Annotated in this window: 18 protein-coding genes; 11 read left to right on the top strand and 7 right to left on the bottom strand. The window is 70.9% G+C overall.

Annotated elements, in window-relative coordinates:
* Positions 1-2 precede the first annotated feature (2 nt).
* The 3 genes from ilvN (at position 3) to serA (ending at position 3,549) form a co-directional block, all read left to right on the top strand.
* Positions 3-533 carry an acetolactate synthase small subunit gene (ilvN, locus tag EOT10_RS22195; protein WP_127830024.1) on the top strand — a complete coding sequence of 177 codons (531 nt, stop codon included), beginning with the start codon at positions 3-5 and terminating at the stop codon, positions 531-533.
* Positions 534-642: 109 nt separating this feature from the next.
* Positions 643-1,644, top strand: coding sequence for a ketol-acid reductoisomerase (ilvC, locus tag EOT10_RS22190; protein WP_127830023.1), 1,002 nt, complete (start codon positions 643-645; stop codon positions 1,642-1,644).
* A gap of 297 nt (positions 1,645-1,941) precedes the next feature.
* Positions 1,942-3,549 carry a phosphoglycerate dehydrogenase gene (gene serA / locus EOT10_RS22185; protein ID WP_127830022.1) on the top strand — a complete coding sequence of 536 codons (1,608 nt, stop codon included), beginning with the start codon at positions 1,942-1,944 and terminating at the stop codon, positions 3,547-3,549.
* Positions 3,550-3,726: 177 nt separating this feature from the next.
* Here the strand turns inward: serA and EOT10_RS22180 are convergent, their stop codons facing one another.
* Complete coding sequence (locus tag EOT10_RS22180) at positions 3,727-5,283, bottom strand: MFS transporter (RefSeq protein WP_127830021.1); 1,557 nt, start codon at positions 5,281-5,283, stop codon at positions 3,727-3,729.
* Between the two features lie 121 nt (positions 5,284-5,404).
* Here EOT10_RS22180 and EOT10_RS22175 point away from each other — a divergent pair, with 121 nt between their 5' ends.
* Positions 5,405-5,992, top strand: coding sequence for a TetR/AcrR family transcriptional regulator (locus tag EOT10_RS22175; protein WP_127830020.1), 588 nt, complete (start codon positions 5,405-5,407; stop codon positions 5,990-5,992).
* On the opposite strand, the gene EOT10_RS22170 is transcribed toward EOT10_RS22175, so the two are convergent.
* On the bottom strand, positions 5,981-7,180 hold the full coding sequence (locus tag EOT10_RS22170; protein ID WP_127830019.1) for a PucR family transcriptional regulator: 1,200 nt from the start codon (positions 7,178-7,180) through the stop codon (positions 5,981-5,983). The two genes, EOT10_RS22175 and EOT10_RS22170, sit on opposite strands and share 12 nt — an antisense overlap.
* Positions 7,181-7,361: 181 nt before the next feature.
* On the opposite strand from EOT10_RS22170, the gene EOT10_RS22165 reads away from it, so the two are divergent.
* Both EOT10_RS22165 and pruA read left to right on the top strand, forming a co-directional pair.
* The gene (locus tag EOT10_RS22165) at positions 7,362-8,288 is read left to right on the top strand and encodes a proline dehydrogenase family protein (RefSeq protein ID WP_127830018.1); all 927 of its coding nucleotides are present in this window, start codon (positions 7,362-7,364) and stop codon (positions 8,286-8,288) included.
* Positions 8,289-8,320: 32 nt separating this feature from the next.
* Positions 8,321-9,952, top strand: a complete 1,632-nt coding sequence (pruA, locus tag EOT10_RS22160; protein ID WP_127830017.1) for an L-glutamate gamma-semialdehyde dehydrogenase — start codon at positions 8,321-8,323, stop codon at positions 9,950-9,952.
* A gap of 98 nt (positions 9,953-10,050) precedes the next feature.
* Here the strand turns inward: pruA and bla are convergent, their stop codons facing one another.
* Positions 10,051-10,941 carry a class A beta-lactamase gene (gene bla, locus EOT10_RS22155; protein WP_127830016.1) on the bottom strand — a complete coding sequence of 297 codons (891 nt, stop codon included), beginning with the start codon at positions 10,939-10,941 and terminating at the stop codon, positions 10,051-10,053.
* A gap of 142 nt (positions 10,942-11,083) precedes the next feature.
* The gene (locus tag EOT10_RS42080) at positions 11,084-11,938 is read right to left on the bottom strand and encodes a CDP-alcohol phosphatidyltransferase family protein (RefSeq protein WP_223281132.1); all 855 of its coding nucleotides are present in this window, start codon (positions 11,936-11,938) and stop codon (positions 11,084-11,086) included.
* 82 nt (positions 11,939-12,020) lie between these two features.
* Between EOT10_RS42080 and EOT10_RS22145 the strand changes: the two genes are divergently transcribed.
* Positions 12,021-12,551 carry a GNAT family N-acetyltransferase gene (locus EOT10_RS22145; protein WP_189491933.1) on the top strand — a complete coding sequence of 177 codons (531 nt, stop codon included), beginning with the start codon at positions 12,021-12,023 and terminating at the stop codon, positions 12,549-12,551.
* Between the two features lie 23 nt (positions 12,552-12,574).
* Here the strand turns inward: EOT10_RS22145 and EOT10_RS22140 are convergent, their stop codons facing one another.
* Positions 12,575-13,576 carry an NADP-dependent oxidoreductase gene (locus tag EOT10_RS22140; protein WP_127830015.1) on the bottom strand — a complete coding sequence of 334 codons (1,002 nt, stop codon included), beginning with the start codon at positions 13,574-13,576 and terminating at the stop codon, positions 12,575-12,577.
* Positions 13,577-13,679: 103 nt separating this feature from the next.
* On the opposite strand from EOT10_RS22140, the gene EOT10_RS22135 reads away from it, so the two are divergent.
* On the top strand, positions 13,680-14,672 hold the full coding sequence (locus EOT10_RS22135; protein WP_127830014.1) for a LysR family transcriptional regulator: 993 nt from the start codon (positions 13,680-13,682) through the stop codon (positions 14,670-14,672).
* Positions 14,673-14,877: 205 nt separating this feature from the next.
* The gene (locus EOT10_RS41365; RefSeq protein WP_189491908.1) at positions 14,878-15,018 is read left to right on the top strand and encodes a hypothetical protein; all 141 of its coding nucleotides are present in this window, start codon (positions 14,878-14,880) and stop codon (positions 15,016-15,018) included.
* Positions 15,019-15,081: 63 nt separating this feature from the next.
* Here EOT10_RS41365 and EOT10_RS22130 read toward each other — a convergent pair whose 3' ends face one another.
* Positions 15,082-16,608 (bottom strand): purple acid phosphatase family protein, encoded by a 1,527-nt coding sequence (locus EOT10_RS22130; protein ID WP_223281131.1) that lies wholly within the window; start codon positions 16,606-16,608, stop codon positions 15,082-15,084.
* A 241-nt stretch (positions 16,609-16,849) separates the two neighbouring features.
* Here EOT10_RS22130 and EOT10_RS22125 point away from each other — a divergent pair, with 241 nt between their 5' ends.
* Positions 16,850-17,899 (top strand): 3-isopropylmalate dehydrogenase, encoded by a 1,050-nt coding sequence (locus EOT10_RS22125; RefSeq protein ID WP_127830012.1) that lies wholly within the window; start codon positions 16,850-16,852, stop codon positions 17,897-17,899.
* Between the two features lie 291 nt (positions 17,900-18,190).
* Entirely contained in the window at positions 18,191-19,279 is a 1,089-nt protein-coding gene (locus EOT10_RS22120) for a branched-chain amino acid aminotransferase (protein ID WP_127830011.1), read from the top strand.
* Between the two features lie 160 nt (positions 19,280-19,439).
* Here EOT10_RS22120 and EOT10_RS22115 read toward each other — a convergent pair whose 3' ends face one another.
* Positions 19,440-20,888 (bottom strand): cytosine permease, encoded by a 1,449-nt coding sequence (locus tag EOT10_RS22115; protein WP_127830010.1) that lies wholly within the window; start codon positions 20,886-20,888, stop codon positions 19,440-19,442.
* Positions 20,889-21,068: the final 180 nt, after the last annotated feature.

The raw sequence follows: 21,068 nt of genomic DNA, 5'->3' as shown, positions 1-21,068 counted from the left end.
TCATGTCCACCAAGCACACGCTCTCCGTCCTGGTCGAGAACAAGCCCGGTGTCCTCGCCCGGATCACCGCCCTGTTCTCGCGCCGCGGCTTCAACATCGACTCGCTGGCCGTCGGCATCACCGAGCACCCCGACATCTCGCGCATCACCATCGTGGTGAACGTGATCGAGGCCCTGCCCCTCGAACAGGTGACGAAGCAGCTCAACAAGCTGGTCAACGTCCTGAAGATCGTCGAGCTCGAGTCCGGCTCCGCGGTCCAGCGCGAGCTCGTCCTCGCCAAGGTCCGCGCCGACAACGAGACGCGCTCGCAGATCGTCGAGATCGTCCAGCTGTTCCGCGCCAAGACCGTGGACGTCTCCCCGGAGGCCGTCACCATCGAGGCCACCGGCTCCAGCGACAAGCTGGAGGCGATGCTCAAGATGCTGGAACCCTTCGGCATCAAGGAGCTCGTCCAGTCGGGCACCATCGCGATCGGCCGCGGCTCGCGTTCGATCACCGACCGGAGCCTGCGGGCGCTCGACCGCAGCGCCTGAGCCCCCAGGCGCTCTCCAGCGCCCTCTCGTATACCGAGACCCGAAACCTTTCCCGCTCACTCCCGCCGTACGGTGGGACGCAACACCTGCACACCAAGGAGAAAATCCAGTGGCCGAGCTGTTCTACGACGACGATGCCGACCTGTCCATCATCCAGGGCCGCAAGGTCGCGGTGATCGGTTACGGCAGCCAGGGCCACGCCCACGCGCTGTCGCTCCGTGACTCCGGTGTCGACGTCCGCGTCGGTCTGCACGAGGGATCCAAGTCCAAGGCCAAGGCCGAGGAGCAGGGTCTGCGCGTCGTGACGCCGTCCGAGGCCGCCGCCGAGGCCGACGTCATCATGATCCTGGTCCCGGACCCGATCCAGGCCCAGGTCTACGAGGAGTCCATCAAGGACAACCTGAAGGACGGCGACGCGCTGTTCTTCGGCCACGGCCTCAACATCCGCTACGGCTTCATCAAGCCCCCGGCCAACGTGGACGTGGCGATGGTCGCGCCCAAGGGCCCGGGTCACCTGGTGCGCCGTCAGTACGAAGAGGGCCGCGGCGTTCCGTGCATCGCGGCCGTCGAGCAGGACGCCACGGGCAACGGCTTCCAGCTGGCCCTCTCCTACGCGAAGGGCATCGGCGGCACCCGCGCCGGCGTCATCAAGACGACCTTCACCGAGGAGACCGAGACCGACCTGTTCGGTGAGCAGGCCGTCCTCTGCGGCGGTACGGCCGCGCTGGTCAAGGCGGGCTTCGAGACGCTGACCGAGGCCGGCTACCAGCCGGAGATCGCGTACTTCGAGTGCCTCCACGAGCTGAAGCTCATCGTCGACCTCATGTACGAGGGCGGCCTGGAGAAGATGCGCTGGTCGATCTCCGAGACCGCCGAGTGGGGCGACTACGTCACCGGCCCGCGCATCATCACGGACGCCACCAAGGCCGAGATGAAGAAGGTCCTCGCCGAGATCCAGGACGGCACGTTCGCCAAGAACTGGATGGACGAGTACCACTCGGGCCTGAAGAAGTACAACGAGTACAAGACCCAGGACGAGAACCACCTCCTGGAGACCACCGGCAAGGAGCTGCGCAAGCTCATGAGCTGGGTCGACAACGACGAGGCGTAAGCCTCGGGACTGCGGGGCCGGGGCCATCGCCCCGGCCCCGCAGTCGGTTCGGACGGCCCCCGGCGCTCCCGCGTCAACCGGCTTGTCCACCCCGTCCAGCCACGGACGGGTGATCCTTCCACCGTGGCGCAAGAGCACTTACGAAGCGCCACTAGACTGCTGAACACATTCGCGTCGGGCCCACAGCGTCGTGCGTCTTCCACGCGGCTCAGGGAGTGTTTTCGTCACTCCCTCAACCCTCCACCGCCTGCGGCCATCGGGACGGCCGTCCGCAATGGGACTTGTGAGGACTCACACGTGAGCACTGCTGCTGCAACCGGCAAACCCGTCGTACTCATCGCGGAAGAGCTGTCGCCCGCGACCGTCGACGCGCTGGGCCCCGACTTCGAGATCCGCCGGTGCAACGGCGCCGACCGGGGCGAGCTGCTCCCGGCCATCGCCGACGTCGACGCGATCCTGATCCGCTCGGCCACCAAGGTCGACGCCGAGGCGATCGCCGCCGCCAAGAAGCTGAAGGTCGTCGCACGAGCCGGCGTCGGCCTGGACAACGTCGACGTCTCCGCCGCCACCAAGGCCGGCGTGATGGTCGTCAACGCCCCGACCTCCAACATCGTGACCGCCGCCGAGCTCGCCTGCGGCCTGCTCATCGCCACCGCGCGCAACATCCCGCAGGGCAGCCAGGCCCTCAAGGCCGGCGAGTGGAAGCGCTCCAAGTACACGGGCGTCGAGCTGGCCGAGAAGACCCTCGGCGTCGTCGGCCTCGGCCGCATCGGCGCGCTCGTCGCGCAGCGCATGTCCGCGTTCGGCATGAAGGTCGTGGCGTACGACCCCTACGTGCAGCCGGCGCGCGCCGCGCAGATGGGCGTCAAGGTCCTCACCCTCGACGAGCTGCTCGAGGTCGCCGACTTCATCACGGTGCACCTCCCCAAGACCCCCGAGACCGTCGGTCTGATCGGCGACGAGGCGCTGCGCAAGGTCAAGCCGAGCGTCCGCATCGTGAACGCCGCGCGCGGCGGGATCGTCGACGAGGCGGCGCTGTACTCGGCGCTCAAGGAGGGCCGCGTGGCCGGCGCCGGCCTCGACGTGTACGCGAAGGAGCCCTGCACGGACTCCCCGCTGTTCGAGTTCGACCAGGTCGTCGCCACGCCGCACCTCGGTGCCTCCACGGACGAGGCGCAGGAGAAGGCCGGTATCGCCGTCGCCCGCTCCGTGCGGCTCGCGCTCGCCGGTGAGCTCGTCCCGGACGCGGTGAACGTGCAGGGCGGTGTCATCGCCGAGGACGTCAAGCCGGGCCTGCCGCTCGCCGAGCGCCTCGGCCGCATCTTCACCGCGCTCGCCGGTGAGGTGGCCGTCCGCCTCGACGTCGAGGTCTACGGCGAGATCACCCAGCACGACGTGAAGGTGCTCGAACTCTCCGCGCTGAAGGGCGTGTTCGAGGACGTCGTCGACGAGACGGTGTCGTACGTGAACGCTCCGCTGTTCGCGCAGGAACGTGGCGTCGAGGTCCGCCTCACGACGTCGTCCGAGTCGCCCGACCACCGCAACGTCGTCACCGTGCGGGGCACCCTCGGTGACGGCCAGGACGTGTCGGTCTCCGGCACGCTCGCCGGCCCCAAGCACCTCCAGAAGCTCGTCGCCGTCGGTCAGTACGACGTGGACCTCGCGCTGGCCGAGCACATGGTCGTCCTGCGCTACGAGGACCGTCCCGGTGTCGTCGGCACCGTGGGCCGCGTGCTCGGTGAGGCGGGCATCAACATCGCCGGCATGCAGGTCGCCCGGGCGGACGTGGGTGGCGAGGCGCTGGCGGTTCTGACCGTCGACGACACGGTCCCCGCGGGGGTTCTCGCCGAACTGGCCGAGGAGATCGGCGCGACGTCGGCGCGCTCGGTGAACCTGACGGACTAGTACGTACGTCGGAGGGGCCCGGTCACCTGTGTGGGTGGCGCGGGCCCCTTTTTTTGTTCCCCCACCCCGCCCCTTCCCGAAAGCCCTGGGGGCCGCGCCCCCTGACCCCCGCGATCGCCCTTCGGGCTCGTCCTCAAGCGCCGGACGGGCTGAATTTCCCGGCCCGGCCAAGCAAATTCAGCCCGTCCGGCGTTTGAGGACCGGGGTCTGGGGCGGAGCCCCGGTTCGGGAAGGGGCGGGGTGGGGGAGAAGGCCCCGCAGGGCCAGCACAGCCGCCCCCACAAGGACCACCGCCCCCGCCACCGCCGCAACATGCATCCCGCTGGTGAACGCCTCCCGGGCCGAGGCGAGGAGCGCGTCGCCAGCGCGAACCGGCAGGTGCCGGGCGACCGCGAGCGCCCCGCCCAGCGTCTCCCTCGCCTCCGCCGGCGCGTCACCGATCTCGCCGCGGTAGACCGCCGTGCCGATCGAGCCGAGGACGGCCATCCCGAGCGCGCCGCCGAACTCCTGGCCCGTTTCGAGGAGGGACGACGCCGCGCCGGCCTGCTCCGCGGGGGCCGCGCCGAGCGCCAGGTCCGTGAGCTGGGACCCCACGATCACCGCTCCGGAGGCGAGGACGCCCGCACCGGCCAGGACGGTCCACAGCGAGTCCGTGCCGGTCAGCGTCAGCAGCCCGTAGCCGCACGCGCTGGTGAGGAAGCCGACGGTGACGACGGTGCCACGGTTCACGCCCCGCTGGACGAGGACGGTGGCGACGGGTGCGGCGAACCCGATGAAGACGGTCGGGGCGAGAGCCCACAGCGCCGCTTCGAGCGCGCTCTTGCCGAGGACAGCCTGGAGGTACTGGGTCGTGAAGTACGCCGAGCCCATCATCGCGAACGCCGAGACGAGGTTCAGGGCGACGGCGGGCCCGAAGCCGCGGCCCCGGAACAGGGCCGGCGAGATCATCGGTGACGCGACCGTGCGCTGGCGGCGCACGAACAGGACGCCGAAGACGAGGCCGGCCAGGATCGAGGCGACGTAGGCCGGCTCGATGCCCTCGGACGGGATCTCCTTGATGCCGTAGACGAGGGGGAGCACAGCGGCCATCGACAGCGGGACGCTCAAGAAGTCGAAGCGGCCCGGCTTCGGGTCCTTGAACTCGGGGAGCAGGACCGGCGCGAGCAGCAGGAGCAGCGCCATCGCGGGCAGGTTGACGAGGAAGACCGAGCCCCACCAGAAGTGTTCGACGAGGATGCCGCTCATCACCGAGCCGAGCGCGATGCCGCCGGTCATGACACCGGACCAGATGCCGATGGCGGTGGCGCGCTGCTTGTCGTCGCGGAACATGTTGCGGACCAGCGCCATCGTCGTGGGCATCAGGGTGGCGCCGCCGATGCCGAGGACCGCGCGGGCCGCGATCAGCATCTCGGCGCTGTTCGCGTAGGCCGCGCCCACGGAGGCCGCGCCGAACGCGGCGGCGCCGATCAGCAGGAGCTTGCGGCGGCCGATGCGGTCGCCGAGCGCCCCCATCGTCATCAGCAGCCCGGCGAGCACGAACGCGTAGATGTCGAAGATCCACAGCTGCTGGGTGCCGGTCGGCTCCAGGTCCGCGCTGATCGAGGGGATCGCGAAGTAGAGGACGGAGACGTCCATCGAGACGAGGAGCAGCGGAAGCATCAGGACCGCGAGAGCCGTCCATTCGCGGCGCCCGGCCCGGGAGTTGGTGCTCGGAGTGTTCGTCATGTTCGCCATGGGCAGGACTGTACGGGCGTCTTACACGCCTGTCTAGTACGCGCGTATAGGTCGGGCGTATAAGCCGGGCGTATAGGTCGCGCGTATAGGACGGCCGTATGGATCGCGGTACCGTGACCGCATGGGACATCGCGAGGATCTGCTCGAAGGCGCCAAGCGCTGCCTTCTGGAGAAGGGGTTCGTGCGCACCACGGCGCGCGACATCGTCAAGGAGTCGGGGACGAACCTGGCGTCCATCGGCTACCACTACGGGTCGAAGGACGCGCTGCTCGGTCAGGCCTACATCGCCCTGGTCGAGGATTCGTCCGACCAGTTCGACGGGGGCGGGGAGCTGGCCACCGCGCCCGGCTCGCTCGAACGCTTCCACGAGGTGTGGGGCAACGTCATCGAGTCGATGGGCAAGCCGGGCTCGATCTGGCACCTCGGCATCGAACTGGTCGCCATGGGTGACAAGCTGCCCGCTGTGCGGGACCTCGTGGCGAAGGCGCAGCGCGAGGGCGGGCGCGGGGTCATCCCGATGTTCATGGGCGGCGAGGAGCCGCCCGCCGACGACCCCGCCGTCGACACCCTCGGCAAGCTCTACATGACCCTGATGTCCGGGCTCATCACCCAGTACATGCTCGACCCCGAGACCGCGCCGACCGCCGACGAACTCACCGAAGGCGTACGGCAGTTGATGGCCGCCACGGACCGGACGTCACAGGCGTGAAGCCTTCAGCCCCATGTGCAGCAGGAGACGGTCCTCGCCGTCGTCCAGGTCGAGGCCGGTGAGCTGCTCCACGCGCGACAGACGGTAGTAGAGGGTCTGGCGGTGGATGCCCAGCTCCGCCGCCGTGCGGCCCGCCTGCCCCGCGCAGTCGAGGAACGCCTCGGCGGTGCGGGCCAGTTGGCGGTTGGCGGGCATCAGCAGCGGGGCCAGGGCCGGGTCGTGCGCCGTGGCCGGGGGCAGTGCGGTGAGCAGCCGGTACGGGCCGATCGCCGCCCAGTGCGCGTCAGGCCCGAGGCTCGGCTCGGCGAGGGCCGCCCGCGCCGCCGCCGTCGCCTCCTGCCAGGCCGCGCCCAGCTCGCCCAGCTCGCGCCGCGCCGTCGCGAACCCCGCCGCGACGTCCGCCGAGCCGGCGCGCCCCCGCAGCTTCGCCGCCGCCGTGAGCGCCGGACCGAGCGCGTCCGCCGCGCGCAGCCGCACCAGGAGGGCGAGGGCCTGCCCGGCCGCGCCCCACGGCACCGTGCACAGCGCGTCGGCCGCCGGGATCGTACGGAAGGAAGGCGCGTCGTCCGGGTCGGCCGAGGGCCAGGGCGCCACGCACACCACCGCGTGCAGGCCGTCCGCGCGGGTGCCGAGCGCCGTCCGCAGCGCCGCCACCGCCATGTCCCGCTGCCAGCCGCGCTCGGCCGTGAGCACCTCGCGGAACTCGCGCGTCAGATCCGCGCCCGCCTGCGCCTCGTCGGCGAGCAGCGCGCCGACGCGGGACGCCACCTCCATCGCGGCGGTGAGCTGCTGCTCGGTCGGCCCCGGCTCGTCGTCGAGCAGCCACACGTAGCCGAGGACGACACCTCGATGGCGTACGGGCAGGCAGATGCGTCCCCGGTAGACGCCGGCCTCCGGGGTCGCCGGGATGCGGACCGGGCCGGTGGCGCGGGCGATGCCGAAGCCCTCGAACCAGGTGCGCACCGCCGGGGTGGAGCGCCGGGTCAGGATCGACCGGGTGCGGACCGGGTCGAGGGTGGATTCGTCGAACTCGCTGTCGCTGTCCTGCGCGCCGAACGCGATCAGCCCGAAATCCCGGTTCTCCAGTGTCGCCGGGGTGCCGAGCAGCGCGGAGATCTCGTCGACCAGTTCCTGGTAGTCGCCCTTCACCCCGCCATTCTCGCGCACCTCACGGAGCCCTTCATACATGTGTCTGAGGTGGCGGCCACAGATGCGTGACAGCTGTCGATGGCACAGGATCGGAGGGATCCTTAGATTTCACGGTGGTTCTCCGTGCCGTACCGGTTTGTTCCGGTGTACTTCGTTTACAGCGATCTACATCGTTCACACCGATACGGCCCCTCGTTCGTACTCCCCGTGGAGGTGCCCCGTGCTGGGTCCCGTGATTCTCGCCGCGTCACGCAGCGACAAGATGCGCCGTTTCATCTCGGCGGCCCCCGGCACCAAGCAGGTCGTCGACCGGTTCATCGCCGGTGAGACCGTCGACGACGTCGTACCGATCGTCGTGGACGCCTGCGCCAAGGGCCTCGAAGTCACCCTCGACGTGGTCGGCGAGGACATCACGACCCCCGAGCAGGCCGCCGCCGCGCGCGACGCCTACCTGGAGCTCGTCGCGCACCTCAAGGACCTCGGCCTCGGCACCAAGGCCGAGATGTCCGTCAAGCTGTCGATGTTCGGACAGGCGCTTGAGGGCGGCCACGAGCTCGCTCTCGCCAACGTCCGCCCGGTCGTCGAGGCCGCCGCCGAGATCGGCACCACGGTCACCCTCGACGCCGAGGACCACACCACCCTCGACTCGATGTTCGCCATCCACGAGGAGCTGCGGAAGGACTTCCCGCAGACCGGCTGCGTCATCCAGGCGTACCTCTTCCGCACCGAGGAGGACGCGACCCGGCTCGCCGCCGCCGGCAGCCGCGTGCGCATCGTGAAGGGCGCCTACAAGGAGCCCGCCTCCGTCGCGTACCAGGACAAGGCCGAGATCGACAAGGCGTACGTCCGCATCCTGAAGATTCTGATGGAGGGCGACGGGTACCCGATGATCGGGTCCCACGACCCGCGCCTGATCTCCATCAGCCAGGAGCTGGCCCGCCGCGCCGGGCGAAAGCTCGACGAGTACGAGTTCCAGATGCTGTACGGGATCCGCAGCGACGAGCACGTGCGGCTCGCCGCCGAGGGCCACCGCATGCGCGTCTACACCGCGTACGGCACCGACTGGTACGGCTACTTCATGCGCCGCCTCGCGGAGAAGCCCGCCAACCTGCTGTTCTTCGCCCGCTCCATCCTCACCAAGGGCTGAGCCCCACCCCTCTCAAAGGAGTTCAGAGACTCATGGACGCTGTAACCCAGGTCCCCGCTCCCGTCAACGAGCCGGTGCACGGCTACGCCCCCGGCACCCCGGAGCGTGCGCGCCTCGAGGCCAAGCTCAAGGAGCTGGCCGAGAACCCGATCGAGCTGTCGATGACCATCGGCGGCGTCAAGCGCCTCGGCGGCGGTGACGAGTTCACCGTCGTCCAGCCGCACAACCACAAGGCCGTCATCGGTACGGGCCGCGGCGCCACGCAGCAGGACGCGCAGGACGCGATCGACGCCGCGCTCGCCGCCGCCCCGGCCTGGCGCGCGATGTCCTTCGACGACCGCGCCGCGATCATCCTGCGCGCCGCCGAGCTGCTCTCCACCACGTGGCGCGAGACGCTTGCCGCGTCCACGATGCTCGGCCAGTCGAAGACCGCCCAGCAGGCCGAGATCGACACCCCCTGTGAGCTCGTCGACTTCTGGCGCTTCAACGTGCACTACGCGCGCCAGATTCTCGCCGAGCAGCCCCCGGCGAACTCCACCGGCGTGTGGAACCGCATGGACCACCGCCCGCTCGAGGGCTTCGTCTACGCGATCACGCCGTTCAACTTCACCGCCATCGCGGGCAACCTCCCCACCGCCCCCGCCCTCATGGGCAACGTGGTGGTCTGGAAGCCGTCCCCGACGCAGACCCACGCCGCCGTGCTGCTCATGCAGCTCCTGGAGGAGGCCGGTCTGCCCAAGGGCGTTATCAACCTCGTCACCGGTGACGGCATCGCGGTCTCCGAGGTCGCCCTGAACCACCGCGACCTGGCCGGCATCCACTTCACCGGCTCGACCAGGACCTTCCAGCACCTGTGGAAGACGGTCGGCACGAACATCGACAAGTACCGCACCTACCCGCGGCTCGTCGGTGAGACCGGCGGCAAGGACTTCGTCGTCGCCCACCCGAGCGCCGACCGCGCCGTCCTCAAGACGGCCCTGACCCGCGGCTCCTTCGAGTTCCAGGGCCAGAAGTGCTCCGCGTCCTCGCGCGCCTACGTCCCGGCCTCCATCTGGAACTCCGGCTTCAAGGAGGAGTTCGCGGCCGAGGTCGACGGCATCAAGATGGGTGACGTCACCGACCTGACGAACTTCATCGGCGCCCTCATCGACGACCGCGCCTTCGCCAAGAACAAGGCCGCGATCGACCGCGCCAAGGCCGACGACTCCTGCACGATCGTCGCGGGCGGCACCTACGACGACTCGGTCGGCTACTTCGTCCGCCCGACCGTCATCGAGTGCGCCGACCCGGCGAACGAGGTCTTCACGACCGAGTACTTCGGCCCGATCCTCGCCGTGCACGTCTACGACGACGCCAAGTACGACGAGATGCTGGAGCAGATGGAGTCCGTCTCGGACTACGCGCTCACCGGCTCGGTCATCGCGAACGACCGCGCCGCCGCCGCGCACACGATGGAGAAGCTCCGCTACGCCGCGGGCAACTTCTACATCAACGACAAGTCGACCGGCGCCGTCGTCGGCCAGCAGCCCTTCGGCGGCGGCCGCGCCTCCGGCACCAACGACAAGGCCGGCGCCCCGCAGAACCTGCAGCGCTGGACCCTGACCCGCGCCATCAAGGAGACGCTGGTCCCGCCGACCGAGTACGGCTACCCGCACATGGGCTGACACCCGCCCGGCGCCCTTCCGGCGCCTTCCTGACTCCCGCCTCCGACCTGGGCCCTGACCCCGGTCGGAGGCGGTGTCGTTTTCTGGGGCCCTCGGTGTCAGCTCAGCGCGTCCACGGCGATGCGGGTGATGTCGGCGGCGATCCGGTCCTCGCCCGGGGTGTCCGCGTCGAGCCGGGTCGTGTAGACGGAGATCACCAGCGGCGCCCGGCCGCCCGGCGGCCAGGCCACGGCCACGTCGTTGACCCCTCCGTAGGCCGGGGACCCGGTCTTGTCGCCGACCCGCCAGCCGGGCGGGAGACCCGCGCGGATCCGTTTGTCGCCGGTGGTGTTCTCCACCAGCCACCGGGTCAACTGGCCGCGGTCGAGCGGGTGGAGGGCGTCGCCGAGGACCAGCGCGCGCAGGTCCGCCGTCATGGCGGCCGGCGTCGTGGTGTCCCGCGGGTCGCCGGGGAGGTTCGTGTTGAGGTCGGTCTCCCACCGGTCGAGCCGGGTCTCGCGGTCGCCGAGCGAGCGGGCGAACGCGGTGACGCCGGAGGGGCCGCCGATCCTGCGCAGCAGCAGATTGCCCGCGGTGTTGTCGCTGTACGTGATCGTGGCGTCGCACAACTCCCGTACCGTCATGCCGGTTTCGAGGTGCATCGTGGTACGGGGCGAGGCGGCCACGAGGTCGTCGCGCGTGTAGCGGACCAGTACGTCGAGCAGCCCGGGCTCCTGCTCGCGCGCCCTGCGCAGGACCGCCGCGGCGGCCAGCACCTTGAACGTCGAGGCGATCGCGAAACGTTCGTCCGCGCGATAGGCGAGGCAGGCGCCGGTACCGGTGTCCAGGGCGTGCACCCCGATGCGGCCGGGGTACCCCGCCTCCAGCTCACGCAGCCGGCGCCGGGCGTCCGGAGCGGGTGCCGCGCTCACGGTGCCGGGCACGGAGAGGAGGCCGGGCGCCAGGGCCGCGGCGCCGAGGAGGGTCCTGCGGGAGGGAGATAAGTTCATGAACCCGAAGGTACGTGGGTGGGGGCGGGGAGCCGTGGTGATCGCGCAGGCCGGTCGGCCGGCGAGGCCGAGGACCCCCCACCGCGACCGGCCCCGCCCGCCCCGCCGTCTCCCCGGCGCCTCCCGGCGACGAATACGGCACTCACCGGGCACCCCGGCCCCGCGCACCCTGGTCCACGGAGGACTGCGCGCGGGCGTGCGTGATGCCACCGGACACCTCGCCCGGGTCGAGACAGGAGCGCCGATCGGCTTGCCGGGAAGGGGAGTTGGGGGAGTTGAGGGTGGCGAAGGGGCGGCGCCGGGGGAGCGGGGCGGGGGCCGGGGGCTTTGCCGGGGACGTGACGGGCTCGACCCGCACCACAGACTCCCTCGCACCCTGCCCCTGCCCCGGCCCCTGCCCCTGCCCCCGCCTCTGTGTCTGCCCCTGGCCCAGCCTCCGCCACACCCACCCCAGCCGTATCAGCGCCGTCACCGCCGAACCCGCCGCCATGACCGCGAGTACCGGCACGGCCAAGCCCGAGGCCGCGGCCACGATCGCCAGGAGGCAGCGCTCCGTCCTGCCGACCGGGCCGCCGCTGCGGCGCGGGGCGCCCGCCGCCGCGCCCGCCAGGGACACCCATGAAGGCAGCGTCGCCGCGAACGCCGCCGTCGCCACAAGCCACAGCGGGGCCGGCGGCAGAAAGCCCGCGACGACGAGCAGGTCGGCCGCGCGGTCACCCAGTTCGTTCAGGACCGCGCCGCGCCGCGTCGTCCGTCCGGTGTCGCGGGCGAGCGCGCCGGCCAGGTGCGCGCACGCGAGCCGCGCCGCGAGCAGCACGGCCACCGGCAGCGCGGCCAGTGGCGCCGGCAGGAAGGCGAGCGCCGCCGCCGCACCCCCCGCGCACCCGACACCGGCCGCCGTCAGCGCGCCGGGCGGGACCTGTCGGGCGGCGAGCGCGCGGCGCACGCCGGAGAGCCGGTCCGCGTACCGGGGCTTGAGAGCGTGGAGGCCGTTCATGCATACGACTGTGCCGCCGCCGGAGCGGCCTGAAATCGGCACGCGTACTCAACTGGCCTGTGAGTACCGTGTCCCGGTGACCATGCCGCGCACCGCACACACCGCCGACCTCACCCACGCCGAACTCCGGGACATCCGGGCCCTGTTGGACGACGCCTTCGACGGCGGGTTCAGCGACGACGACTGGGACCACACCCTCGGCGGCGTGCACGCCCTCGTCCATGACGGCACCGGCGCCCTCGTCGCGCACGGCTCGGTCGTGCAGCGCCGGGTCACGCACGCCGGCCGCTCGCTGCGCACCGGTTACGTCGAGGGCGTCGCCGTCCGCGCCGACGCCCGAGGGAGCGGACTGGGCGGGCAGGTCATGGCGGCTCTGGAGCGGGTGATCGACGGGGCCTACGTGCTGGGCGCGCTGTCGGCGTCGGAGGACGGAGTGGGGCTGTACCGGGCGCGTGGCTGGGAGGAGTGGGGCGGGGACTTCGCCGCGTACGGCCCCGGCGGGACGGTGCGGCTTCCGGACGACGAGAACCCGCCCTACCTGCGCCGCGTCACCGCCGCACTCGACCCGGCCCACCCGCTCCTCTTCGAGTGGCGAGGCGGCGACATCCTCTAGGGCGTGTCCGGCGCCCTAGGTCCTCAGACGTCGGCGCCCCGCACGATGATCTTGCCGACGTTCTCGCCGCGCAGCATGCCGAGGAACGCCTCCACGATCGACCCGAACCCGTTGACCACCGTCTCGTCGAGCCCCAGCCGCCCGCTCCGCAGATGCGGCACCGCGAACTCGTACAACTCCTCCTGCACATCACGGTAGTTGCGGACGAGGAAGCCCTCCATGCGCAGGCTCTTCTCCACGATGTCCGCGTGGTCGAAGAGGGGGACCGGCGCGTCCGGGGTGTTGTACTGGCCGATCGTGCCGATCCGCACCACCCGCCCGTGCTCGCGCAGCGCGCCGATCGCCGCGGCCAGCTGCTCACCGCCGACGTTGTCCACGAAGAGGTCGATGCCGTCGGGTGCCACCTCGGCGAGGGAGGCGGCGACGGGACCGGCCCGGTAGTCGAAGCCCGCGTCGTACCCCGCGTTCTCCACCGCGTACGCGACCTTCGCCGCCGACCCGGCGCTGCCCACGATCCGGCCCGCGCCCATCAGCCGGGCGAACCGCCCCGTCGCCGTGCCGACCCCGCCCGCCGCGGCCGACACGAACACGTCGTCGCCCTCGCGCAGCCGCGCGATCCGGGTCAGCCCGACGTACGCGGTCAGGCCGGTGCCGCCGAGGACGCTCAGGTGCGCCGAGAGCGGCACTCCCTCGAAGCGCGGCACGGTGCGGAGTTCGGCGGCGGGCACGACCGAGTGGGTACGCCAGCCGTGCCGGTGGAAGACGATCTCACCCTCGGAGAACCCCGGCGCGCGGGACGCGAGAACGCGGCCGAGCGTGCGGCCCTCCAGGGGCGCGTCGAGCGCGAAGTCGCCGTCCATCATCTCTCGGTGGTACGGGTCCACGGACCAGTACAGGTTCTCGACGAGCACCGTGCCGGGCGCCGGCGCGGGGACCGGCGACTCGACGAGGCGGAAGTGGTCGGCGGCGGTGGGGAAGCCGTGCGGGCGGGCGATCTGGTGCACGGTGAGCGCGTTCTCGGTCATGTCGGTGACCGTACGGAGGAATGCCCGGGCCGGGCAGAGGGTTTGGCTCATGGAACCGCCGTATCCATGAGCGGTCCTCATAGAAGCAGGTGAGCCAGCCGTCATGCCCGATATCGCGCCGCACGAACTCCGCATCCTCGTGGCCGTCGCGGACGACGGCGGCTTCTCCGCGGCGGCGGCCTCGCTCGGCCTGACCCAGTCCGCCGTCTCGCACTCGGTGCGCGGCAGCGAACGCAAGCTCGGCGCCGTCCTCTTCGACCGCGGCCGCTCCGGCGCGAGCCCCACGCCCGCCGGCGCCCGTGCCGTCGCCCACGCCCGCCGTGTGCTGCGCCTGCTCGACGTGATGGCCGCCGAGACGCGCGGCGCCGCCTCCGGGGCGGTGGCCGGTCCGCTGCGCATCGCCGCCTTCCGCAGCGCGGCGCTCCAGCTGCTTCCGCCCGCCCTCGAGCGGCTCGCCGCCCTGCACCCGGGCATCGAGCCCGAGGTGCGCGTGGTGCGCGAGTGGGGCGCGGGGACCGCGGGCGAGGTGGCGGAGGGGCGGGCCGATCTGGGCATCGCCACGATCGGCACCAGCTCGCCGGTGCCGCCGGGCCTGGTCGGCGACGTGCTCCTCGACGAGCCGTACGCGCTGGTGCACCCGGCCGGGCACCCGGAGCCGCGGTCGCTGCCTCTCGTGGACTGGGCGGAGAACTGCTCCTCCTATACGCGCGAGTGGTGGGACGGGCAGGACTGGATCCCGCGCGCGACGGTGCGGGCCGAGGATGACGGAGCGGTGCTCTCGATGGTGAGCAGTGGTCTCGGTATGGCGATCATGCCCGCGCTGTCCCTGACCGGAGCACCGCACACCGTCGAGATCACTGATCTCGGTCCGGAGCGGCCGTCGCGGTCGGTGGGCTATGTGACCACCCCCGAGCTGGCCGCGACCGACGCGGTACGCGCCCTGATCCGCGAACTCCGTCGCCTCAGGACGGGCCCGGAAGGCGCCCCCCAAGCGCCCCCCAAGCGCCCCCGAGGCGCCCGCACGCCTCCCCGCAAGCCGCCCCGAAAGTCGCCCCGAACACCCCCTGACCTCGGTGTTGATCACCCTCCCGCGTGAGTCCCGTCTCAGATAGTAGGAAGTCCGAGTAATGGTGGAGACAGATGCCGGGTCCTCGCTTAGCTTTGGAGGAGCCGAACGTCTCGCTCGATCCAGCGAATGGCGGTCGTGAGCGGAGCAGAAGGCAGGTAACCCCTGTGGCTCCAGGCTCCCCGCCTCTTCCGGCGCCTCGAAATCCCCCGTGATCTCAAGGAGTCGATCTCTCATGGCCACAGCGACGCCCGTCCGCCGCCGAGTCCGTCACACCTCGCCGTCCGGCGAGGACCGCAAGAACGCCGCCGCCGCTCTGCAGCGGGCGCTCGACCGCCGGGACAATGGTGGCGAGACCGGTCACGAAGTCAGCTGAGCGCCACGCCCGGCCTGTTCACTGCGGGTTGTGTGTGGCTGATCGCGCAGTTCCCCGCGCCCCTTACGGGGCGCTCCTGACCACCTCGAAATAGTCGATGCGCTGCCCGGTCTCGGCCAGTGCCGAGACCTTCAGCCTGGGGGACACGCCCGTCCCGCCGGCCTCCGCCTCGACCGCGAGGAACGAGAAGCCGGTGTACCGCACCCGCGACCACTGAACGGTGTCCGGGGCCGGCAGGCGTGACTTCGTCCAGTGGAACGTCACGATCGACTCGCGGTCGCGGACATGCCCCTCGTAGCTGTCCTCGACCCCGGGCCCGAAGCTGTAGAGGTCCTTGCCGGCGCCGCCCGCGGTGACGTACACGATGCCGTCGCGCGTCGGATCGGTCGACGCGCCGACCGGCACCGGCTTGCCGACCTCTCCGTTCCTGATCGCGTCCGTGCGCTCGTACACGTGGTTGTGGCCGTTGATCACCAGGTCCACCTGGTGCTCGGCGAACAGCGGCAGCCACGCCGCGCGCACCCCGCCGTCCGAGGCGTGCGTCGACGTCGAGTAGGCGCAGTGGTGGAAGAAGACCACCACGAAGTCGATGTCGTCGCGGGCGCGCAGCTCACCGAGCCGCCGCCCCAGCCAGGCGGTCTGCTTCCCGTCCGTGTAGCCGCGGTTGGCGGGGATCTCGTACGAGACGTCGTTGGCGTCGAGCGCGACGACGCCCACGTTCCCGTACACGAACGAGTAGACGCCCGGCGCGTTCGCCGGGTCGGGGCCGTTGTCCGGCAGGGTCCAGCGGGCCGACTGGCCGCCGTAGCCGTTGGGGGAGTACCAGGCCTCCATGTCGTGGTTGCCGGTCGTCACCATCCACGGCACCGACTTCGCGACCGACTCCGTCTGCGCGAGGAACTGGTCCCATACGCGCGCGTCGTACGTGTCCGACTCCCTGCCGTGCCCGGTGCCGTCGGCGTAGCAGATGTCGCCCGCGTGCAGGTGGAACGCGGGATTCTGACCCAGGATCAGCTGGTCGTTGGCGAGCGCGTCATAGCTGACGCCCTGGTCGCCGAAGGCCGTGAAGGTGAACTTCTCCGTGCGCGCCGGCGCCGTGCGGAAGGAGCCGACCGTCCCGATCCGCTCCGCGGACGCCGGGTCGAAGCCGTCGTGGCCCACCCCGTAGTAGTACGTCGTGCCGGGCGCGAGGCCGTCCAGGGCCGCGTGCAGGTAGTGCTGTTCGACCGCCGGGAGCTTGCCGGACAGGGCCGGGGTGTGCAGGGCGCGCACTTCCGCCTCGATCTTCCGGCTCAGGTCCCAGGGTTTCAGGCCCACCCGTACGAAGGGCCTGCGCACCGCGAACGGCACCTGCCAGGAGATCCGCATCTGCGTCTTCGGGTCGGCGCCGAAGGCGAGATGCCGGGCGAAGGGGGCGACGAGGGAGCCGTCGACCCGCGCGGCCGCCGAGCGCACGGGGGCGGCGGGCGCCGCGTACACCGTGGAGGCCGAACCGCTCAGGAGCGCCAGGCCGCCGAGGCTCCCCGCGGTCCCGGCCAGCGCGCGCCGCCTGCTGAACCGGGCCCGCAGGTACTCGTGCTGTTCCGGCATGCTCAGGCGGCGGGCCAGCTGCTCGGGTATCCCGACGTTCGGAGTGGGGGGTCCGGGGGGTGTCCCCCTGGAAGACACAGTCATAGGAAGGCAACTTCCCAGCAACACGGAACGACGGCCATACCTACGGGTGAACAGAATCTGACGGCTCGACAGTCACGGCGGCCCGGCACTCCACATACCGCCGTCCGAATGGCGGACAGCCAGTGTCATTCCATGGGACGGCGAGTAGGGTGCCCGTATGTCGGCAAGCTCTCGCATCCTCAATCTCGCAGTGATCCCCGGTGACGGCATCGGCCAGGAGGTCGTGGCCCAGGGGCTCAAGGTCCTCGGCGCCGTCCTCCCGCAGGATGTGAAGCTGGAGACCAAGGAGTACGACTTCGGCGCGCGGCGCTACCACGCCACCGGTGAGACCCTCACCGACGCGGACGCCGAGGCCCTCAAGCAGCACGACGCCATCCTGCTCGGCGCCATCGGTGACCCCTCGGTCCCGTCCGGCGTCCTGGAGCGCGGCTTCCTGCTCAAGCTCCGCTTCCTCTTCGACCACCACGTCAACCTCCGCCCGAGCAAGCTGCTCCCGGGTGTGGCGACGCCCCTCAAGGGCGAGCCGGAGATCGACTTCATCGTGGTCCGCGAGGGCACCGAGGGCCCGTACACGGGTAACGGCGGCTCGATCCGCACCGGCACCCCGCACGAGGTCGCCACCGAGGTCTCCGTCAACACGGCCTTCGGTGTCGAGCGTGTGGTCCGTGACGCGTTCGCCCGCGCCCAGGCCCGCCCCCGCAAGAAGCTCACGCTGGTCCACAAGAACAACGTGCTGTCCTTCGCGGGCCACCTGTGGACGAACATCTTCAACAAGGTGGCGGCCGAGTTCCCCGAGGTCACCACCGACTACCTGCACGTGGACGCGGCGACGATCTTCCTCGTCACCGACCCCGAGCGCTTCGACGTGATCGTCACCGACAACCTCTTCGGCGACATCATCACCGACCTCGCCGCGGCCGTCTCCGGCGGCATCGGCGTCGCGGCCTCCGGGAACATCAACCCGTCCCGCGAGTTCCCGTCGATGTTCGAGCCGGTCCACGGCTCGGCCCCCGACATCGCCGGCCAGGGCAAGGCCGACCCCACGGCCACCGTCCTGTCCGTCGCGCTCCTGCTGCGCCACCTCGGCTACGAGGCCGAGGCCGTCCGTATCGAGGACGCCGTCTCCGCCGACCTGGCCGAGCGCGGCACCACGGCGCGTACGACCGACGAGATCGGCGACGCGCTCGCCGGCCGAGTAGCCGGCTGACACCCGCCGAGCCACTTAGAGCACTTCCAGCATTTAAGTAGCCGCCGGGTCGCTTCCGCACCCGGCGGCTTCACCTTTGCGGTCCCCGGGTGCCACCATCAACCCCAGGACCGCACCTCACGCCGCACCCGTACGGGCAGTTTTCGTGCGCCGGACCTCACGAGCGATAATCGAACGTGGGGCCGCGGTGAACGCAGAAGCTCGGACGACCAAGTAGTCGGTTGGTTCGGGCTTCCGTTGCGCGAGCGTGGATGCGGTCCGTCACACACAACCGGTGAAGGACACGCAACCATGACGACGCCCACGATCGAGCTCAAGCCCTCCTCCACCCCGCTGTCCGACGCGGAGCGTGAGGCGATCCTGGCCGGCCCCGGATTCGGCCGCCACTTCACCGACCACATGGTGACGATCAAGTGGACCGAGGGCCGCGGCTGGCACGACGGACAGCTCGTGCCGTACGGGCCGCTCTCCCTCGACCCGGCGACCAACGTCCTGCACTACGCGCAGGAGATCTTCGAGGGCCTCAAGGCCTACCGGCAGCCCGACGGTGGCGTCGCCACCTTCCGCCCCGAGATGAACGCCAAGCGCTTCCAGGCCTCGGCCCGCCGTCTGGCGATGCCCGAACTGCCGGTCGAGACGTTCATCGAGGCGTGCGACCTGCTGGTCCAGCAGGACAAGGCGTGGGTCCCGGCGCACGGCGGCGAGGAGTCCCTCTACCTGCGTCCCTTCATGATCGCGACCGAGGTCGGCCTGGGCGTGAAGCCCGCCAACGAGTACCTCTTCATCGTGATCGCCTCGCCCGCGGGCGCCTACTTCGCCGGTGGCGTCAAGCCGGTGTCGATCTGGCTGTCCGAGGACCGCGTCCGCGCCGTCCCCGGCGGCATGGGCGACGCCAAGACCGGCGGCAACTACGCGGCGTCCCTGCTCGCCCAGGCCGAGGCCAGCGCCCACGGCTGCGACCAGGTCGCCTACCTCGACGCCGTCGAGCACAAGTGGGTCGAGGAGCTGGGCGGCATGAACCTGTACTTCGTGTACGGGGACAAGATCGTCACCCCGGAGCTGACCGGTTCGCTCCTCGCGGGCGTCACCCGTGACTCGCTCCTCACGGTCGCCCGCGACCTCGGCTTCGAGTCCGTCGAGGGCCGCGTCTCCATCGACCAGTGGCAGGCCGACACCGAGAACGGCACGCTGACCGAGGTCTTCGCCTGCGGCACCGCCGCCGTGATCACCCCCGTCGGCACCGTCAAGCGCGCCGGCGGCGAGTGGCAGCAGTCGGCGGGCGAGCCCGGCAAGGTCACGCTGAAGCTGCGCGAGGCCCTCCTCGACATCCAGCGCGGCACGACCGAGGACAAGCACGGCTGGATGCACCCGCTGGGCTAGTCCCGGACACCCCGCCGGCCCGCCGGCGGGGGCGAGCGCATCGTGGTGAGAACGAATGACCCGGCAACGTCGAGTTGCCGGGTCATCTGTCATCTCGGGTGTGCGCGGTGGGACGGTGGTGTCCCGGCGGCCGCGACCCGATGACGCCCCGCCGGAGGCGTCATCGGGTCGCGGCCGCCACGGCCTCCGCCGCCGGCTGCGCCGCCTCGGTGGTGGCCGGGACAGTGGGGGGCTTCTGCCCGATGTTCAGCGTCAGGTAGGCGACGGTCGTGATGGTGGCGGACAGCAGGAAGCTGAAGTCGATACCACCGGTGTGCGCGACCAGGGGGCCGGTGTAGGTCGGGGTCGCGTCGACGCAGAGGACGCCGACGATCGCGCCGATCGCCCAGGCGACGGCGGCGCGGACGTTCCAGCCGGCCTGGAACCAGTAGATGCCTCCGACGGTGCCGCGGTTGTAGACCTGGAGCGACTCGGAGTCGTACACGCCCTTGCAGCGGAAGTGGTTGAGCAGCGTGATGACCGCCCACGGGGTGCCGAGGGCGGTCAGGATCAGTACGAACGCGGTCATGGCGTCCGTCGCGTTCCACAGGAAGTGGCCGGCGTAGACGAGGACGGTGGAGGCGCCGGCGATGACGTACGTGCACTGGGTGCGGCTCGCCTTCGGCAGGATCGCGTCCATGTCCAGGCCCATGCTGTAGAGCATCAGACCGGCGTTGCCGACCGAGCCGGCGGACGCGGCGAGCACCAGCGGGACCAGGTACCAGCCCGGGGCCGCCGAGACGAGGCCCACGGCCCAGTCGTCGGCGTGCACGGCGATGGCGCTGAACGTGCCGAACAGCTGCGGGATCAGCAGGCCGGCCATCAGGCCCGCGTAGGTGCACAGGTAGACGGCCTTGCTGCTGTGGCGCCTGGGCGAGATGTAGCGGGTGTAGTCGCCGAGCAGGGTGATGAAGGCGATCGGACCGCTGAGGCCCGCGGCGACGGCGGAGAGGATCCAGGTCGGCCAGAAGCCGCCCAGCGCGTAGCCGCTCGGATCGGGCGCGGCGGTGGTGAAGTGCGGTGCGTAGGCGACGACGCCCAGGATCAGCAGGATCGTCATCCCGATGGCCAGTACCCGGCTCATACGGAGCAGCAGCCGGAAGCCGAACACGGCGCCGAAGGCGGTGGCGAAGGCCAGCACGGCGTAGACGATGCCGGTGGTCACGCCGTTCGCGGGGAGCCCGACGACGCGGTGCAGGGCGCCGACCACCGAGTCACCGCCGACCCAGAGGGTCAGCGCGGTGTAGCCGAGGGAGAGCAGCAGGCCGATGATCGAGCCGAGGAGCCGGCCCCGTACGCCGAAGGCCCCGCCACTGCTGGTGGAGAGGTTGGTCGCGGTGCGCAGGGAGACCAGGGAGAGCGGCGCGACGAGGATGCTGCCGACGACGGTGCCGGTGACCAGCGCCGTGAAGGAGTCCCACCATCCGAGACCGAACGTCACCGGCAGCGCGCCGAAGATGATCACGCCGAGCGCGAGGTTGGAGCCGAGAAGGATGCTGACCAGGTCCCGTGGACGACTCGTGCGTTCTTCGTCCGGGACGGTGTCGACACCGCGCGTTTCGATCGGCATGCGTGCTCTCCTGGGGGGCGGATTCACGAGTTAGAGCGTCGCTCAATGACGTTTTAATGTGACTGACATGCCAACGCGCGTCAACACTTCACGGACAGGAAATCGATTGTTAGAGTGATGCTCTAAATTGAAGCCCGTCCAGTGGTAGTGGCTCACGTCGAAAGCGACGGACAGCGGGCG

The organism is Streptomyces antnestii (genome assembly GCF_004005495.1).
Lineage (GTDB): Bacteria > Actinomycetota > Actinomycetes > Streptomycetales > Streptomycetaceae > Streptomyces > Streptomyces antnestii.
Note: the sequence above shows the minus strand (reverse complement) of the source record. Positions and strands in the feature narration are given on the sequence as shown.

Coding starts and splice junctions, on each gene's coding strand:
- ilvN (WP_127830024.1), top strand. CDS start 3: ATGTCCACCAAGCACACGCTCTCCGTCCTGGTCGAGAACAAGCCCGGT.
- EOT10_RS22180 (WP_127830021.1), bottom strand. CDS start 5,283: ATGGCGAACATGACGAACACTCCGAGCACCAACTCCCGGGCCGGGCGC.
- EOT10_RS22175 (WP_127830020.1), top strand. CDS start 5,405: ATGGGACATCGCGAGGATCTGCTCGAAGGCGCCAAGCGCTGCCTTCTG.
- EOT10_RS22170 (WP_127830019.1), bottom strand. CDS start 7,180: ATGTATGAAGGGCTCCGTGAGGTGCGCGAGAATGGCGGGGTGAAGGGC.
- pruA (WP_127830017.1), top strand. CDS start 8,321: ATGGACGCTGTAACCCAGGTCCCCGCTCCCGTCAACGAGCCGGTGCAC.
- bla (WP_127830016.1), bottom strand. CDS start 10,941: ATGAACTTATCTCCCTCCCGCAGGACCCTCCTCGGCGCCGCGGCCCTG.
- EOT10_RS42080 (WP_223281132.1), bottom strand. CDS start 11,938: ATGAACGGCCTCCACGCTCTCAAGCCCCGGTACGCGGACCGGCTCTCC.
- EOT10_RS22145 (WP_189491933.1), top strand. CDS start 12,021: ATGCCGCGCACCGCACACACCGCCGACCTCACCCACGCCGAACTCCGG.
- EOT10_RS22140 (WP_127830015.1), bottom strand. CDS start 13,576: ATGACCGAGAACGCGCTCACCGTGCACCAGATCGCCCGCCCGCACGGC.
- EOT10_RS22135 (WP_127830014.1), top strand. CDS start 13,680: ATGCCCGATATCGCGCCGCACGAACTCCGCATCCTCGTGGCCGTCGCG.
- EOT10_RS41365 (WP_189491908.1), top strand. CDS start 14,878: ATGGCCACAGCGACGCCCGTCCGCCGCCGAGTCCGTCACACCTCGCCG.
- EOT10_RS22130 (WP_223281131.1), bottom strand. CDS start 16,608: ATGCCGGAACAGCACGAGTACCTGCGGGCCCGGTTCAGCAGGCGGCGC.
- EOT10_RS22125 (WP_127830012.1), top strand. CDS start 16,850: ATGTCGGCAAGCTCTCGCATCCTCAATCTCGCAGTGATCCCCGGTGAC.
- EOT10_RS22120 (WP_127830011.1), top strand. CDS start 18,191: ATGACGACGCCCACGATCGAGCTCAAGCCCTCCTCCACCCCGCTGTCC.
- EOT10_RS22115 (WP_127830010.1), bottom strand. CDS start 20,888: ATGCCGATCGAAACGCGCGGTGTCGACACCGTCCCGGACGAAGAACGC.